The 16,882-nt window shown below is 42.9% G+C and carries 9 protein-coding genes; 7 read left to right on the top strand and 2 right to left on the bottom strand.

Going from position 1 to position 16,882, the window contains the following annotated elements; genetic code table 11:
• Positions 1-31 precede the first annotated feature (31 nt).
• The gene (locus tag I8752_RS12420) at positions 32-1,864 is read right to left on the bottom strand and encodes an ABC transporter ATP-binding protein (RefSeq protein ID WP_214432628.1); all 1,833 of its coding nucleotides are present in this window, start codon (positions 1,862-1,864) and stop codon (positions 32-34) included.
• 781 nt (positions 1,865-2,645) lie between these two features.
• On the opposite strand from I8752_RS12420, the gene I8752_RS12415 reads away from it, so the two are divergent.
• From I8752_RS12415 to I8752_RS12390, 6 genes are all read left to right on the top strand, one after another.
• Positions 2,646-2,789, top strand: a complete 144-nt coding sequence (locus I8752_RS12415; RefSeq protein WP_214432627.1) for a hypothetical protein — start codon at positions 2,646-2,648, stop codon at positions 2,787-2,789.
• Between the two features lie 241 nt (positions 2,790-3,030).
• Entirely contained in the window at positions 3,031-7,596 is a 4,566-nt protein-coding gene (locus tag I8752_RS12410) for a DUF4082 domain-containing protein (RefSeq protein ID WP_214432626.1), read from the top strand.
• A 402-nt stretch (positions 7,597-7,998) separates the two neighbouring features.
• Entirely contained in the window at positions 7,999-11,250 is a 3,252-nt protein-coding gene (locus tag I8752_RS12405; protein WP_214432625.1) for a DUF4082 domain-containing protein, read from the top strand.
• A 218-nt stretch (positions 11,251-11,468) separates the two neighbouring features.
• Positions 11,469-12,314: an alpha/beta fold hydrolase gene (locus I8752_RS12400; RefSeq protein WP_214432624.1), complete on the top strand. Its 846-nt coding sequence runs from the start codon at positions 11,469-11,471 to the stop codon at positions 12,312-12,314.
• A gap of 35 nt (positions 12,315-12,349) precedes the next feature.
• On the top strand, positions 12,350-13,582 hold the full coding sequence (locus I8752_RS12395) for an inactive serine/threonine-protein kinase VRK3 (protein WP_214432630.1): 1,233 nt from the start codon (positions 12,350-12,352) through the stop codon (positions 13,580-13,582).
• Between the two features lie 146 nt (positions 13,583-13,728).
• A complete protein-coding gene (locus I8752_RS12390; RefSeq protein WP_214432623.1) occupies positions 13,729-14,382 on the top strand; it encodes a hypothetical protein in 654 nt (217 codons plus the stop codon).
• Between the two features lie 156 nt (positions 14,383-14,538).
• Here I8752_RS12390 and I8752_RS12385 read toward each other — a convergent pair whose 3' ends face one another.
• A complete protein-coding gene (locus tag I8752_RS12385; RefSeq protein WP_214432622.1) occupies positions 14,539-15,507 on the bottom strand; it encodes a CHAD domain-containing protein in 969 nt (322 codons plus the stop codon).
• 295 nt (positions 15,508-15,802) lie between these two features.
• Here I8752_RS12385 and I8752_RS12380 point away from each other — a divergent pair, with 295 nt between their 5' ends.
• Entirely contained in the window at positions 15,803-16,870 is a 1,068-nt protein-coding gene (locus I8752_RS12380; protein ID WP_214432621.1) for a DUF3616 domain-containing protein, read from the top strand.
• Positions 16,871-16,882 lie beyond the last annotated feature (12 nt).

Below are 16,882 nucleotides of genomic sequence, written 5' to 3'. Positions count from 1 at the left end.
CCGCCTCCCCTGCTCCCCTTGCTCCCTTCTCCTACTGATAACCCGCCGCCTGCAACAAAAATAGCTTGGCGTAGCGCCCTCCAGCCTTTAACAATTGCTCGTGAGTTCCCTGTTCCACAATTTCCCCAGCTTCAACAACTAGGATTTTGTCAGCCATCCGTACTGTAGAGAAGCGGTGAGAAATCAAAAATACCATCTGTTTTTTGGTCAAAGTGCGAAAATGATTGAAAATATCAAACTCTGCTTGGGCATCCATTGCCGATGTTGGTTCATCTAACACCAAAATATCTGCTTGCGATCGCATAAAAGCACGAGAAAGAGCGATTTTCTGCCACTGTCCTCCAGAAAGTTCCTGTCCTCCTTTGAACCAACGACCAAGCTGAGTCCTAAAGTTTTGAGGCAATTGCTCAATAAAAGGTTGAGCCATACCTTTTTCGGCAGCAACGTGCCAGCGGGTTTGGTCTTCTAGATATTCCACATCGCCTACGCCAATATTTTCCCCAACGGTAAATTGGTAGCGGACAAAGTTTTGAAAAATTACACCAATACGACGGCGTAGCACGTTTACATCCCATTCTTGTAAGTCCAAGCCATCTAGTAAAATCCGCCCAGAGTCTGGAGTATAAAGGCGGGTAAGTAGTTTAATTAAGGTAGTCTTCCCAGAACCGTTTTCGCCGACAATTGCCAGTTTCTCTCCAGGTTTCAAATGTAAGAAAATGTTTCTTAATGCTGGCTTGGAACTTCCTGGATAAGTAAACGAGACATTTTCAAAGCGAATCCCATCTTGAGGATTTAAACCCTTGGTAGCTGTACCCCAAAGCTTTACTACTTCTTCTTCTAGGAAATCGTAGAGATTTGATAGATATAAATTGTCTTCATACATTCCGCCTATAGAAGTGAGGGCATTAGAGAAAGTAGATTGACCTTGGCGAAAGACTGTGAGATACATTGTCATATCTCCCAAAGAAATTCTACCCACTACGGTTTGCATCACAATCCAAGCGTAGGCTATGTAAAAAGCGGCGGTACTCACTAAACTCAAAAGATATCCCCACAGTCCGCGCCGCAGAGTCAAATCGCGGTCTTCGTCGTAGAGTTGATGAAACAGGTCGTGATAACGTCCTAGCAACATCTCCCCAATTTGGTAGAGTTTGACTTCTGTCGCATAGTCTTCTCTAGCCAAGAGGTTTTCTATATAGTGCTGTTGGCGGGTTTCTGGCGCGCGCCAACTAAATAAGCGAAAAGCTTCTCCAGCAAATTTTGTTTCAGCAATGAATGCAGGCATAGCTGCGATCGCCAGCACTACCACTGACCAGATTGATAATTTGACCAGCAAAACGCCATAGGTGACAAGAGAAAGAGCATTTTGTACCAACCCAAAGGTGCGATTTACTAAAGACAAAGGACGAATTGATGCTTCTCGCCTGGCGTTGGTGAGTTTGTCGTAAAATTCGGAATCTTCAAATTGTCTGAGTTCCAGTGTCAGCGCCTTTTCCAAGATGAGTACATTTACCCGCTGACCTAGTAACACCCTCAACAAGGACTGACAAACAGTAAGTCCTCGCTGACTGCCTGCGAGTAAAGCTACTGCGATCGCTTCTAATCCTACATAAAATAGAGGGCGAGAAATATTGACAAAATTAATACTTTCTGAACCACTTTGAGAAGCTAAGACGACCGCATCAACGATTAACTTTCCAATGTAGGCGATCGCTGCTGGTAAAAGACCAGCGACTAAAGTTAAAGTAGCCAGGATAATAGTTAAAGAGCGACTAGTATTCCACACTAAGCCTATAGCCCGTCCGCTATAACGGAAAACCGCCAGTGATTGGCGCAGGGTATTTCGTTTCTTTTTAATCTTCATTATTCTTTTTATAGCGTGGAAACACCAATACTTGCATGAAGGGTGTTGCTAACAGGCATAAAGCCTAAATAGAAGATTCAGAATTTTCAAGTTCAGTATTTGGGGTTATCAGTCTCATAAAAAGGCTTTTTAACTCAGATTGATGAGGCTTTTCGGCAATTTTTGCGTCAGGGTATTCAACCCATTTATTCATACGCCAGTCGCACAGAATTATACTTAATTCTGGCTTTTGATTTTTGAATTCTATTTTGATAATAGTAATTTTATACTAATAAACATCTATTAGCACAATATCAACCTTATTCAAAAATTCATAAAAACTTTAAGTATATTTGACTACAAATATTTTATACTCATGAATAAAGTATAAAAACTTTCATTAAGCGTGAATAGCAAAGATAAAAATCTTTAAGCAAAAGAGCCTCTTTGCTATGCTTCCCTATTGAAGAACATCTACTAGTTAACCTAACAATAAAGGATAACAAGACTTCGTATTCCTTATTAATGGCGGCTTTTATACAGTTTAATGTTTTACAAAGATGAGACCTTGTTGACAATGAATGACATGCCTCTTTTCTATAGGAATGTCTGGCTATCAGCCACTATCCTAACTTTCGGAATCTGCTCAATAGTAAGCGTTTGCCATATCTCGAACTATTGAAATTACTCTGCTGTGCAGGGTACTTTCTATTTACTAAACTGTCCATTTTGATTGTGAGTATGCAATCGTCTTGGAGCGTTTGAGACTGATTTATTCAGCCTCAAATCAGTCTGTTATACCATGAATACTGCAATTGGCAAAGCGGTTAGTGTCAGCGAGTTTTTGCTGTTAGCAAAAAACAATTTGGAGAACAATCTGGAAGTAAAAGTTCTACAAAGTAAGTTTTTGCATAGTGAAGAACTCAAAACACTAACCATTCCGTGAGTTATTTTGTCAAAATCATAATTGTCTAAATAGACTTGTACGCGATCGAGACAATTATTTAGCAGTTTTAATCATCTGTAATGATTAAGACTCTTGTTTTACATCATTGATTGATAAGTAGCAAAATTGCCGAGCTAACCTGCGGAATAAATGATTGAAACCATGTTGATTTACATATTAGGAGGCTGCAAGTTTAAAAATTCCAAATTGATAACAACTATCAAGCAAGGATTATGAAGCGATGAAGCGACGTTTGAGATACATAATTTTATTTTGCTGTACGCTTTTCACAATCTTACTGATATTTTTCTGGGGTCAGAGCAATGAGTCTGTTACCGCTCAGAATAGTACGCTCAAATCCACAAAGAATTCTAATGCAGTAACTGCGATCGCTTACAGCAAGGATGGGAAGACTCTAGTTGGTGGTACGAAAGATGGTCGGGTTATAATCTATGACCCAGCGACCGGCAAAGAGAAACAAACTTTGTCCGCTACCTCAGCAGCAGCCCCCGTCACAGGAGTTGTCTTTAGTTCCGATGGAATACTGAACAGTGTTGGTAAAGACTCTGTACTGCGTCGGTGGAATGCAACAACTGGCAAACTAACTCAGAACCTCACAGGACATGAAGAACCAATCGAAGGACTTGCCGTTAGCCCAGACGGAAAGCTTTTAGCTACTGGGGGTCAAGATACCAAAGTCTTCGTGTGGGACGCAGCGACCAACAAGTTGAAATATATCGTTGAGGAACATAAAAGCTTTGTTAAAGCATTGGCCTTTAGCCCAGATAGCAAGATTTTGGCTAGCGCAGACGAGCAAGGTCTGATTTATCTATCAGATACAGAGAAAGGTCAAACAATCCAAACCTTGCTTGGACATGCTGATAGTGTCAATGAAGTTGTATTTAGTCCGAATGGAAAAACCTTAGCCAGTGTGAGCGATGATGGCACCGCTCGACTATGGGATGTCGGGGATGTCAAAAATTCCAAACAACTTAAAGTTCTGCGTGGAGCTACTAAAGCACTTAAGACAGTCGCTTTCACCTCAGATGGGAAAACCTTGATTGCAGGTGGCGACGATCAAAAACTTTCCCAGTGGGACGTAACAAGCGGGAACTTAACTGGCAGCCTAATTGGACATAATGCTCCCATCAAAGGACTGACTCTAAGCCCGGATGGACTCAATTTTGTTAGTGCTGATGAAAACGGTGACATTAAATTCTGGGACGCGAAAAGTCGTGTAATTAAGCGAACTATTCAAGTACTGGATAAAACAACGAGCATATTACCCATTGACCTAAATCTAAATGAGAATAAGAGCCTAAAAAATCAGACAACTACTAAAACCGACAAAGCAGCAGTTAATTCTAGCGAGCAAACCCTTATTGCCGATGTGCCATCACCTCCTGGCGGGCCAATTTTGCTGATAACTAATGCTTCTAATCCTTTTAGTAACTACTACACAGAGATTCTGCGAAATGAAGGACTCAATACCTTCAACGTCAGCGATATCTCGTCAGTTTCAGCAACCACACTTGCCAACTACGATGTTGCCATCCTTGCCGAGACGACACTAACCTCTACTCAAGTGACAACATTCACCAACTGGGTCACAGGTGGAGGTAATTTAATTGCAATGCGCCCTGACAAGCAGCTTGCTAGCCTGCTGGGGTTGACTGATGCAGCATCCACACTTCCTAATGCCTATTTACGCTTAGACACCTCAACAGATATTGCTAATGGGCTTGTAAACCAGACTATTCAATTTCACGGAACAGCCGATCGCTACAGCCTTAATGGTGCTTCTAGCATTGCTACGCTTTACACAAATGCGACAACAGCAACTTCTAATCCTGCCCTCACATTGCGAAGTGTTGGCAGCAATGGCGGTCAAGCTGCTGCCTTTACCTACGATCTAGCACGTTCCGTCATCTACACGCGCCAAGGTAATCCTGCTTGGGCAACACAAGAACGCGATAGTTTTTCACCTATCCGTTCCGATGACTTGTACTTTGGCAATGCCAGTGGTGATGTCCAACCTGATTGGGTCGATTTAAATAAGGTGGCTATTCCTCAGGCCGACGAGCAACAACGCTTGCTAGCAAACCTGATTCTCAAAATGAATCTTGATAAGAAACCGCTACCGCGCTTTTGGTATTTCCCACAAGGTAAAAAAGCGGTGGTACTCATGACTGGTGACGACCATGCCAATGGAGGAACAGCAGGTCGGTTCGATCAATTTAAAGCCAGCAGTCCACCTGGATGTTCGGTTGATAATTGGGAGTGTATTCGAGGTACCTCATATATCTATCCTAATTCACCACTGACGAGCCAACAGGCAGCCAGTTACACTGCTGATGGCTTTGAGGTATCGTTGCATGTGAATACTGGCTGTGGAGATTTCACACCAGCGACGCTGGAGACGTTCTATACACAGCAATTGAGCGACTTTACTAGCAAATACGCCAGCATTCCTGCCCCGATCACCGAACGACATCACTGCCTTGTATGGAGTGACTGGTTTACTACACCACAAGTTGAGCTTAATCATGGGATTAGGCTTGACACAACCTACTACTATTGGCCGCCCACTTGGGTTAATAATCGTCCGGGATTCTTTACTGGCTCTGGTATGGCAATGCGTTTAGCTAACCAGAACGGCACAATGATTGATGTTTATAATTCGGCCACCCAATTAACCGACGAGTCAGGACAAACATATCCTTCCTCAATTGATACGCTATTAGATGGGGCAATTGGCGAAGATGGATATTACGGTATTTTCAACGTCAATGCTCACACCGATGCCGTTAACTCAGATGTGGCCAACGCAGTAGTAGCCTCAGCACAAACCCGCGGTATACCAATTGTCTCTGCCAAGCAACTGTTGACATGGCTCGATGGTCGCAACAGTTCGTCATTTGGCTCGTTGGCATGGAGCAACAACACCCTAACCTTTACAATCACCCAAGGTACGGGTATAAATGGTCTGCAAGCAATGCTACCAAATAACTTTGCTAATTTAGTCATTAGTAGTATTACGCGGAATGGTAGTGCTGTTACTTACACACCAAAGGGAATTAAAGGTATTGAGTATGCCTTCTTCCCAGGTAATGCTGGCTCTTATGTAGTCACGTACACACAAGACACGACACCTCCAACAGTCAGCTCTACTTCCCCTAGCAACGGAGCTACATCTGTTAGTACTGTCACAAGTGTTGCAGCTACCTTTAGCGAAGCGATCGCTCCAACAACCATTAACACTAGCAATTTTGAACTGCGGAATCAGGCGAATGCGTTAGTAGCAGCTACTGTTACCTATGACGAGGCAACCCGCATAGCGACCCTTACACCTAGCAGTTCCCTAGCAACTTCCACAATTTATAACGCCACCATTAAAGGTGGAGCAACGGGAGTGAAAGACTTGGCAGGTAACGCTTTAGCTGCAAACTTTACCTGGTCTTTTACCACTGCAAGTACATCACCTCCGCAAAGTATCTGGAATAGTTCGGCAACTCCGACAAACCCATCATCGTCTGATACCAATGCTGTGGAACTAGGAGTTAAATTCCGCTCAGATGTCAACGGCTCGATTACTGGTATCCGATTCTATAAAGGAAACGGTAATACAGGCACTCACATCGGCAATCTGTGGAGCAGCAGCGGTACGCAGTTGGCAACGGCAACTTTCAGCAACGAAACAGCTTCCGGCTGGCAGCAGGTTAACTTTAATACTCCTGTGGCAATAACAGCCAATACCGTTTACGTAGCTTCTTACCATACCGATGTGGGACACTACGCTTCTGATAACAATTTCTTTGCTGCTTCTGGAGTTGATAATCCACCATTGCACGCTCTCCGAGACGGTGAGAACGGAGGTAATGGCGTTTACAATTATGGCGCTAGTAGTTTCCCGAATAACACCTTTCAATCAACCAACTACTGGGTGGATGTTGTATTCACAACTAATACAGGGCCGGACACAACTCCACCAACGGTGAGTTCTAAATCTCCTGCTAACAGTGCAACCGGAGTAAGCGCTGGAACGAGCGTCACGGCTACCTTCAGCGAAGCTATGAATTCAGCAACGATTAGTACCAATACATTTCAGCTGCAAGGATCGAACAATACCCCGATCTCAGCGACTGTTAGCTACAACGCTACCAATTTTACGGCGACGCTAACACCAAGTAGCCCACTAGCAGCTTCCACAACTTATACTGCCACTGTCAAAGGCGGCACAACTGGAGTGAAAGACCAAGCAGGGAACGCCTTAGCTGCGAACTATACTTGGTCTTTCACAACCGCCAGCGGAACACAATCTTCTCTAAGTATCTGGAATAGTTCGGCAACGCCGACAAATCCCTCAGAGAATGATACCGATGCTGTCGAGGTAGGAGTTAAGTTCCGCTCAGATGTCAACGGCTCGATTACTGCTATCCGATTCTATAAAGGAAGCGGTAACACAGGCACTCACATCGGGAATCTTTGGAGCAGCAGTGGTACGTTGTTACGTAGTGCAACTTTCAGCAATGAAACAGCTTCGGGTTGGCAACAGGTCAACTTTAGTACCCCAGTAGCGATTACTGCTAACACTGTTTACGTGGCTTCTTACCACACTAATGTCGGGCGTTATGCTGCTGATAGCGGTTTTTTTGCTACTGCTGGAGTTGATAATTCACCACTGCACGCTCTGCGTGATGGGGTGAGTGGAGGCAATGGCGTTTACAAGTATGGTGCTAGTGGCTTCCCAAACAGCACCTTTCAGTCGAGCAATTACTGGGTCGATGTTGTATTGACTACGAATTAGGGCATTGATTCAGTAATTAAACATCTATCCTCCAGCTACCTTTGTTGCTTTTTTCTCACTCTCTTTTTTGAGGGTATGCGAAAAACTTTGACTAGCTGGTAGGAAAAGCTAAATTCTCCTCTCCTTTACAGGGGAGGAGGTTTGGAAAGACAAGAATAGGAAAGAAGTTCTTCCAAGATTTATTTGGGTTTTAAACCCAATTTCTTAGCCTAAATTTTTAAAGCTGAATCAATTTTCTATATCACGCCTAATGTGAATTAAAAAAGTCTCTTGTTCCATAAGGGTTTCAAGACTTGTTAAAAATCTTGGTTTTGGAACCATCGACGAATCTACAAGGATTTCATCACTCAATTCACATTACACATATATCTATATCTTTTATTGTTCTTTGAAGGAGGCTAAATGAATAGACTCATTCGCATGATAATCCCACTCTTGCTAACGGCTGTGTTGGCAGTAGGGCTAAATGTGGGGTTTCAACCGCTAATACAGAGAGTGCTAGCGGCCGATCCCTGTGCTTCTCCAGCCAACTCAATAGTTGCTGAGAATTGTAAAGCTGGTAATCCTTCCACGGAATGGGATATTAGCGGCGACGGTGACACGAGTATTCAGGGTTTTGCCACTGATATCAGCGTTAATCGGGGAAACACAATTTCATTCAAAATTAAAACAACTGCTACTAACTACCGTCTTGATATCTACCGTATGGGTTATTACAGTGGCAATGGTGCCCGTAAGGTAGCAACTGTTCAGGTAAACCAGTCACAAAACCAACCAAACTGTCTCACCAATGCCGCAAGTGGACTTATTGATTGCGGTAACTGGGCAGTATCTACGTCATGGGCTGTCCCTGCCACCGCCACATCAGGGGTATACTTTGCAAAAGCCGTGCGTCCAGATACTGGAGGAGCAAGCCATATTCCCTTCATCGTTCGGGATGATGCCAGTACTTCAGATGTGCTTTTTCAGACCTCTGATACAACTTGGCAGGCATACAATACATATGGTGGCAACAGCCTCTATATCGGTGGCCCAGGTACTAATCCGCCACGTGCCTACAAAGTTAGCTATAATCGCCCGTTCAACAGCCGTGTAGTCGATGGTGCTACAGACTGGTTCTTTAACGCCGAGTATCCGCTAGTGCGGTGGCTGGAAGCTAATGGTTATAACGTCAGTTATTTTACTGGTGTTGATAGCGATCGCCGTGGTAACTTGATCGGCAATCATAAAGTTTTCCTATCGGTCGGGCACGACGAATATTGGTCGGCAGCACAGCGCGCCAACGTCGAAACCGCCCGCAATGGCGGGACTCATCTAGGATTCTTTAGCGGTAACGAAATCTTTTGGAAAACTCGCTGGGAAAACAGTATTGATAGTTCGGCAACACCCTATCGCACTTTGGTTTCATATAAAGAGACCCATGCTAATGCTGTCATCGACCCGAAAGACCCTCCTACCTGGACAGGTAGCTGGCGGGACGCGCGCTTTAGCCCCCCAGGTGATGGTGGCCTTCCTGAGAACGCCTTATCCGGCACAATTTTCACCGTCAATTGCTGCACTTACGGCATTAGCGTCCCTGCTGCTGACGGCAAGATGCGTTTTTGGCGCAACACTAATATTGCTACGCAGGCGGCAGGTGCTACAGCCAACCTTCCAAACGGAACGCTAGGTGCAGAATGGGATGAAGACCTCGATAATGGGTTTCGTCCCCCCGGTCTGATCCGGTTATCATCCACTACCGTTGAAGTACCGCAGCGCCTCACAGATAATGGTTCTAACTATGGATCGGGTACTGCAACCCACCACCTCACACTGTACAAGCACAGTAGCGGTGCTTTAGTATTCGGCTCCGGAACTTACCAGTGGTCGTGGGGTCTGGATAGCAAACATGACAATGGCAGCGCCGCACCAGATCCACGGATGCAGCAGGCAAGTGTTAACTTGTTTGCGGATATGGGCGTACAACCAGCTACTTTACAGAATGGCTTGTTGTCTGCTACTGCTTCTGGCGACACAACTAAACCTACTTCAACTATTACCTCACCCACTGCTGGTACGACTGTACAAAGCGGCGGCCAAGTCACGATTACAGGTACCGCAACTGATATGGGTGGCGGTGTTATCGGTGGGGTTGAAGTATCAGTAGATGGGGGAACGACATGGCATCCTGCCAGTGGTCGTGCTAATTGGACTTTTACTTGGAGAGCCAATACTTCTGGTTCAGTCACCATTAAGAGCCGGGCGATCGATGATAGCGGTAATATTGAGTCTCCCGGAGCAAGCGTTACCATTACAATTGGAACGCGTACTTGCCCGTGTAGTATCTGGGATAACACAGCAACTCCTACTGTAGCCGCAGATTCCGATACAAGTGCAGTTGACGTTGGTGTTAAATTCCGCTCAGATGTTAACGGCTACATTTCTGGCATCCGTTTCTATAAAGGTAGCGGTAATACAGGTACTCACGTTGGGACTTTGTGGAGCAACACTGGTACGCAGTTAGCAAGGGCAACCTTCACTAATGAAACCACTTCCGGCTGGCAACAAGTCAACTTTGATACTCCAGTAGGAATTACTGCTAATACAGTTTATGTAGCTTCCTACCACACCAATGTTGGGCATTATGCTGCTGATGGTGGTTTCTTTGCTACTTCTGGAGTCGATAACCTACCATTGCACGCTCTCAGCAATGGAGAAAATGGAGCTAATGGTGTTTATATCTATAGCTCGACCCCAGCTTTTCCTAACTCAACTTACCAGTCAAGCAATTACTGGGTCGATGTGGTGTTTACAACTACCACTGTTACTGACACAACCCCACCGACAGTAAGTGCAATAACTCCCAGCAGCGGTGCTACAGGCGTAAGTGTGGGGTCGAGCGTTACAGCTACCTTCAGCGAGGCTATAGACTCATCAACAGTTAATACTGATACATTTCAGTTGCGGGGAGCGAACAACGTACTGGTAGCAGCCAATGTGACATACAACACTAGCAGCCGGACGGCAACGCTCACACCAAGCAGTCCGCTAACAGCTAGTACAACTTATACTGCTACAGTTAAAGGTGGAAGTACCGATCCAAGGGTGAAAGACCAAGCTGGCAATGCTTTAGCAGCGAACTTTACTTGGTCATTTACTACAGCGGCTGGCACTACAACTCCAGTAACATCTAGTATCTGGAATAACACAACAACTCCTGCTGTGGTGGCAGATCCCGATAATACTGCTATTGAGGTTGGTGTCAAGTTCCGCTCGGATGTCAACGGCTCGATTAAGGGTATCCGATTTTATAAGAGTACAAGCAACACGGGTACTCATGTCGGCACTTTGTGGAGCAGCACTGGTACGCAGTTGGCAAGAGCAACTTTTACTAACGAGACTGCCTCAGGTTGGCAGCAGGTCAACTTTACTACTCCTATAGCAATTACTGCCAATACTACTTATGTTGCGTCATACCACACTAATGTCGGACACTACTCCGTAGATGAAGGATACTTTACTAACGCTGGCGTAGATAATCCACCATTGCACGCTCTCAGTAATGCAGTTAGTGGGGGTAACGGTGTATATAACTATAGTTCGACCCCTGCATTTCCCAACTCCACTTACCAGTCGAGTAACTACTGGGTTGATGTTTTATTTGCGACGAACTAAAACTGAGATTGAGTAATTAATCAGAACTCTCTAAGAGTAAAAACCTCAAATTCTTGCATTATAAGAATTTGAGGTTTTTTTATACCAACGATCGCCTGCGAATTAATAACGAACGAATAATTGCGATCGATACCTTGATAATTTTATCTTTACCCTTGGTAGACAAAGGCTTTCGCTGTAACATATAAGCGCCAAATTCTCTTTCCTGGGGTAGATGTATGGCTGAACCTGTACGTCGGACTTTTTTCAAGTCTGATATTCAACTTTCTTATTTAGAGTGGCATCAGAGTCAAGAACCCGTGTTGCTATTACATGGTTTAGCTGACAACGCCCTTGTTTGGTCTAGCTTAGGTGATTACCTCGCGGCAGACTATCACATAGTTGCGCCGGATATGCGCGGTCACGGCCAAAGCAGCAAGCCGGAGAAAGATTATAGTTTTGCAAGTGCGATCGCAGATTTAGAAGCACTCATGGATGACTTGGGATGGTCTTCTGCCCATGTTATCAGTCACTCTTGGACGGGTAAATTAACTGCTATTTGGGCAAGGCAAAACCCCAAGCGTTTGCGGAGTATGATTCTGGTCGATCCGATTTTCATCTGGAAGATGCCTGGTTTCCTCAAGTTGACATTTCCAATTTTGTACCGCGTCTTACCTTTTCTTAAAGGTATGGGGCCGTTTGCTAGTTACGCAGCAGCAGAACAACAAGCGCGTCAGTTAAGCCAATATCAAGAATGGACACCCCTACAGCAGCAAGTTTTTCAAGCAGGAATTGAAGAAAAAGCAGATGGTAGTTGGGGTAGCAAGTTTACTGTTACCGCCCGCGATGAGATTTTTGCAGAAGTAATGCGAGTCCCTGGTTTTACAATCCCCCTTGATATTTCTGCATTATTCGTCCAGCCAGAAAAAGGTGTTAACCGCCAAGATTGGCAACTCCAACCTTACAAAACTTATCTCAAAAACTTACGTCTGTGCCAAGTTCCCGGCAATCATTGGCCTTTTTTGACTTGTCCTGAGTCATTTAACCGGACTGTAGCAGCTTTCTTAGCAGAAGAATATAAGTGAGCGATCGCTACTTTGTACCACAGATTCAGCCAGTCATGAGCCTTTGTATCAATCCGGTTTGTCCTCAACCCAATAACCCCAACAATCATAAAAACCGTTTTTGTCAAAATTGTGGTTCCCCACTGGAATTACTTGGGCGTTATCGCGTCACGCACTTGTTGAACGACGAAACTGGCTTTGGCAAAGTTTATGAAGCATACGAACAAGACACGCCAATAATCATTAAAGTACTCAACGAGAATTTAGCAAACGACCCTAAAGCATTAGAAATGTTTAGGCAAGAGGCGGATGTATTGGGACAGATGAATCATCCTAGCATTCCCAAAGTCTATGATTATTTCCAGTATCAAACTAGAAATGGTTTAGTGTTGCACTGTATAGCAATGGAAAAAATCGACGGTTCTAAATTAGAACAAAAGCTAAAAATGTCAGAGGTGAGAAAACGTCCTGTTAATAGCCAGGCAATTGAACAGCAACAGTCTGGAATCAGGACGTTAGGTATTTCTCAAAGCGAAGATTTAGCGCGGCTAAAATTTCATACACCTTTGCTACCAACAAAACAACCAGAAAAATTACCTCTACCAGCACTATTTGCCGCGCTGTTAGTATCGTTGGCATTACTCAATGTAATATGCTTAGTTACAGGCTATCCAAAATTGGTGACATCTGTAAATTACGGTCAATTTCCAGAAAGAAAAGGCAAGATAGATTACTTCTCTTATCAAGAAGGTAGAGATAGTCAAGGCAGAACTGCCAAATTTAATATAGCTGTTTTGTCAGGAGAATATAAATGGCTTTTAGGTAGCAACTTTCAACTAAAATATCACGATAAAATTATTAGTGTTGAAGTTTTAAAATTAAATTTAGAGCAAGAAGGTATACAGAATATAATGGAAAATCCTAGTGAAATTATTTCTGTAGGTACAGCTGCTTGTGAAGTGAATGTGACAACTGGACAACGCAGAGCTTTAGAGCGTTCCAAGCAAGTACAACTTTTAGCCAAAAAGTTATTTAATAATACGCCCAGTGTTAAAGGTTATCGTTTATTAAATCTCGGTCAATTTCAACGCCAGGATTGTCAAGAAAATCGAGATTTAACTCGATATCAGAGAAGTGTAATTATTATTGGCGTTAAAAAAGATTCAGCAGGTGTAATTTTAGATGAAGCTTTAAGAGATAGGTTAGAAAATAAATCTTTTGCCGATTTTAAGTTGGAAAATTATTCCTTGGGTTCAGCAAATAAGTTTCAGACAGTATCTGGTAATTGACCTCAAAACGATATTACATCACCACAGTGGCTTCTTAGAACTCAGATTTTCAAGACCGACTGCATAAACCAAAAATAACCAACCTATGAATTGAGTGAAGGATTCAAACCCGAAACAAAGTACTCATATCTAAGGAAGAAACGGTTATGAAAACACAAATGTTGTTGAGCCTTGCTTTTTCTATGTCTTTGTTTGGTGCAGTTACACTACCAGCTAGCGCTCAAACAGTTCCGACTCAGCCGTTGGCGCAACCTCAGCCCCAAGCTGTTAGTGAAGAAATTAGTATTCCCCAAGATACAGCAATTATTATCTCATTTCCCGCATCCATTACCATAGATGTTGGGCAAAAAAAGGATTATCCCCTCACTGTTCCTTTAGCTAATGCAATTAAAGATGCTCAAGGTAACACCATAGCAGCGGAAAATACTCCTGTAACAATTGTCCTCAAACCAACAGATGGAGGCGCTAAAATTGTCGCGCAATCTTTGGTGATTAATGGTCGAATTGTCTCGATTAAAGCATCAAGTCAAACTATTCCTGGCACTACCATTACCCATAAGCGAGCTAATGACAAAGCTGTAGAAAATGGTTCCATTTGGGGTAGGATTGGGGGCAGTACATTAGGCTTTTTGAACCAAGGCGATCCAGATGAATTTGACCGAGGAGCCATGCTAGGGAGTGCTGTAGGATTGCTGGCTGGCATGCGTTCCCCAGAAAATACTCGGATTGTGCAGATTCCCCAGAGCAGTGTTTATGTGTTATCCCTTGAATCTCCTATTAGTTTGTCTGCTCGCCGCTAGTCTCAACTTCATCAAATAAAGAAAAAACTCAGCAAAGGTCTTAGTTCTGATGATTCTAAATAAATCAACTAGCAAATAATTGTCACAAAAAAGCACTTAACGGCGAACAGAAAATAGTTTGTACTTAACCTGTTTTTTGACAATTTCTCTTTCTTTCTAAAGAGGATGCAGTATTGTCAAATGAAAACTATGTTTATTTTCAGCTTTCAAATATCTTTCCTGCAAAGGTTGCCACTGTTGCCACGATTTGTAACGATTTTCTGCTAACAAAGCAGCAAGTGTTGGTAATTCTTTGTGAATTTCTGATTGGAAAACATCCGTAAGCCACTCACTCATAACTGCAATATCTTGGATATTACCTAAAATCTCTTGAATACTCTTCACTTCGGCAATATAAGCAGCGTAAGACTCACCATATAAGTCAGTAAATAACTCCATTTGGTAACGCACGCGTTTAGCTTGTTTCCGCAAATCGTGAATAGTATCGCCTTGAGTTGTCAATTGTTGTTCTAGTTTTTCTGCTTTCCAGTTGGTGTGGACTGTTACCTCTGAATCCACAACTTGAGTACCAACTAGCCACCCTGGATGTAGTAAGAAACGACTCACTTCAGGTAATAGTAAATCAGGTAGTACCTGCTGAATTGGTAGAGAAGCTACAGGTTGATAGCTAGGTTTATCTAACCACTCTTCTAATGCTTGTTTTAAAGACTTGTAAGATTCGTCCTTTAATGTTGTTTGCACAGTAGACAATGCATCTTTACGTTGTTTTGCCAAAGCATCAAAAGCTGTTTCCAAAGATTTTTGTTCTTTGTGAGGCAAATGTGGTTGATAAAGTGTTTTCAAAGCTTCTTTTAGCACATCTAAGTCTCTGAGATTACCAAGACGACGAGCAATTTTACCGATATTTTTATCTCTGGCTGGCTTTGGCAAACTTAATGCTATTTCAAACCTACTTGTAGCTGTGCGTAGGCGACGCATACCCACTCGCATTTGATGTAGCGCTTCCGGATCTTCATCTTTCTTAACAGATTTTTCCCACTTCAAGGTTTTCTTTAAGTGTTTTTGGATCGCTTGGTATGCGTAGTCTCCTAGAGTTTTTACTGTTGGTTCTGTAGCTAATTTCATAATTGATAGCAATAACCTACTTAATCAGGTTATTGCATAATAGCATTAGTTAAAAAACTCCATCTATCCTTCGATATTTGTTTTTAAAATTGTCCTTTAGCTATAAGTATGATTATTACCCTTGACACTTGATATTTTTATGGAAATATACAGTTGCTATTATTAGTTTAAATGACACATTTACCTAACTGATTTGCATGTAAATTAGGTAATGAGACATTTTTTATTGCAAAGTATTAATTCATACATCAAAATATCAGGATTAACAACTTCCTCAGTTGACAGACTAACTAACATGCCAAATTCGCATTTACTCCATCAAGTTTCTCTCACGTTTGCTGAGAGTTTTCAAGAACATAGGAAAGACCTTTCTGCTTTACGGTTAACTCCCGATCGCCACTTATGGTTGGGGTCAGATGAAACCTCAACAATTGAACGTCTCTCTTTAGTTGACACCGATAAATTTACAGACCACCAACAATTTAGGGTATCAGAATTCATTGGTTTACCTGCAAATGAAGATGAAGAAGTTGATATTGAAGGATTGGCTTATGCCGATTATTACTTATGGTTAGTTGGTTCTCATAGCTACAAGCGCAAAAAACCTAAGTCCGATAAAACTGATTTGCAAAATATTTCTAGATTAGCAAAAATTGAATCGGAACTCAACCGCTACATTCTTGCAAGGATTCCCCTTGTGGATGGGAAGTTGTTTTCATCTCGTCCACACCCTCAAAATCCTGAGATAGAGTTGAGTGCTGCGAAACTAGAGGTGACAGACCGAGGTAACTTGCTGATCGCAGCTTTAGAAAATGACTCTCATTTAGGGTCATTTATTCAAGCAGCAATTCCAGGGAAAGATAACGGCTTTGATATTGAAGGGTTAGCTGTCGATCGAAATCGCGTTTTTCTAGGTTTACGCGGGCCAGTTGTGCGGGGTTGGGCTGTAATTCTGGAAATAGAGTTAGATAAGTCTCAACCAGGACTGATGAAACTGCGAAAAATTGGAGAAGATAACAAGGAATATAAAAAGCATTTTGTCTGGTTGAATGGATTAGGGATTCGAGATTTAATCATTGATGGTGAAGACTTTTTGATTTTAGCTGGCCCAACAATGGATTTAGATGGGCCTGTGCAAGTTTATCGCTGGAAAAATGGTGTAAATTTGCCAGAAAATGTTCTTAACAATCCAGAACTCGTACAAGAAATCCCCTATGGAAATCGGGATGACCATGCTGAGGGTATGACTTTATTTCAGGATGTAATTGGCATACCTTCATTGTTAATTATTTATGACTCGCCAGCAAACAACAGACTGGTGGGCGATCGCAGCGTACTAGCAGATGTGTTTAAGCTGGAATAACAATGATGCGAT

It is taken from the genome of Dendronalium phyllosphericum CENA369 (assembly GCF_016056275.1).
Lineage (GTDB): Bacteria > Cyanobacteriota > Cyanobacteriia > Cyanobacteriales > Nostocaceae > Dendronalium > Dendronalium phyllosphericum.
This window is presented reverse-complemented; position numbering and strand designations above follow the sequence as displayed.

Bases quoted from the DNA above. Each gene is read 5' to 3' on its own strand.
- I8752_RS12400 (WP_214432624.1), top strand. From the start codon at position 11,469: ATGGCTGAACCTGTACGTCGGACTTTTTTCAAGTCTGATATTCAACTT.
- I8752_RS12380 (WP_214432621.1), top strand. From the start codon at position 15,803: ATGCCAAATTCGCATTTACTCCATCAAGTTTCTCTCACGTTTGCTGAG.
- I8752_RS12415 (WP_214432627.1), top strand. From the start codon at position 2,646: ATGAATACTGCAATTGGCAAAGCGGTTAGTGTCAGCGAGTTTTTGCTG.
- I8752_RS12410 (WP_214432626.1), top strand. From the start codon at position 3,031: ATGAAGCGACGTTTGAGATACATAATTTTATTTTGCTGTACGCTTTTC.
- I8752_RS12420 (WP_214432628.1), bottom strand. From the start codon at position 1,864: ATGAAGATTAAAAAGAAACGAAATACCCTGCGCCAATCACTGGCGGTT.
- I8752_RS12405 (WP_214432625.1), top strand. From the start codon at position 7,999: ATGAATAGACTCATTCGCATGATAATCCCACTCTTGCTAACGGCTGTG.
- I8752_RS12390 (WP_214432623.1), top strand. From the start codon at position 13,729: ATGAAAACACAAATGTTGTTGAGCCTTGCTTTTTCTATGTCTTTGTTT.
- I8752_RS12395 (WP_214432630.1), top strand. From the start codon at position 12,350: ATGAGCCTTTGTATCAATCCGGTTTGTCCTCAACCCAATAACCCCAAC.
- I8752_RS12385 (WP_214432622.1), bottom strand. From the start codon at position 15,507: ATGAAATTAGCTACAGAACCAACAGTAAAAACTCTAGGAGACTACGCA.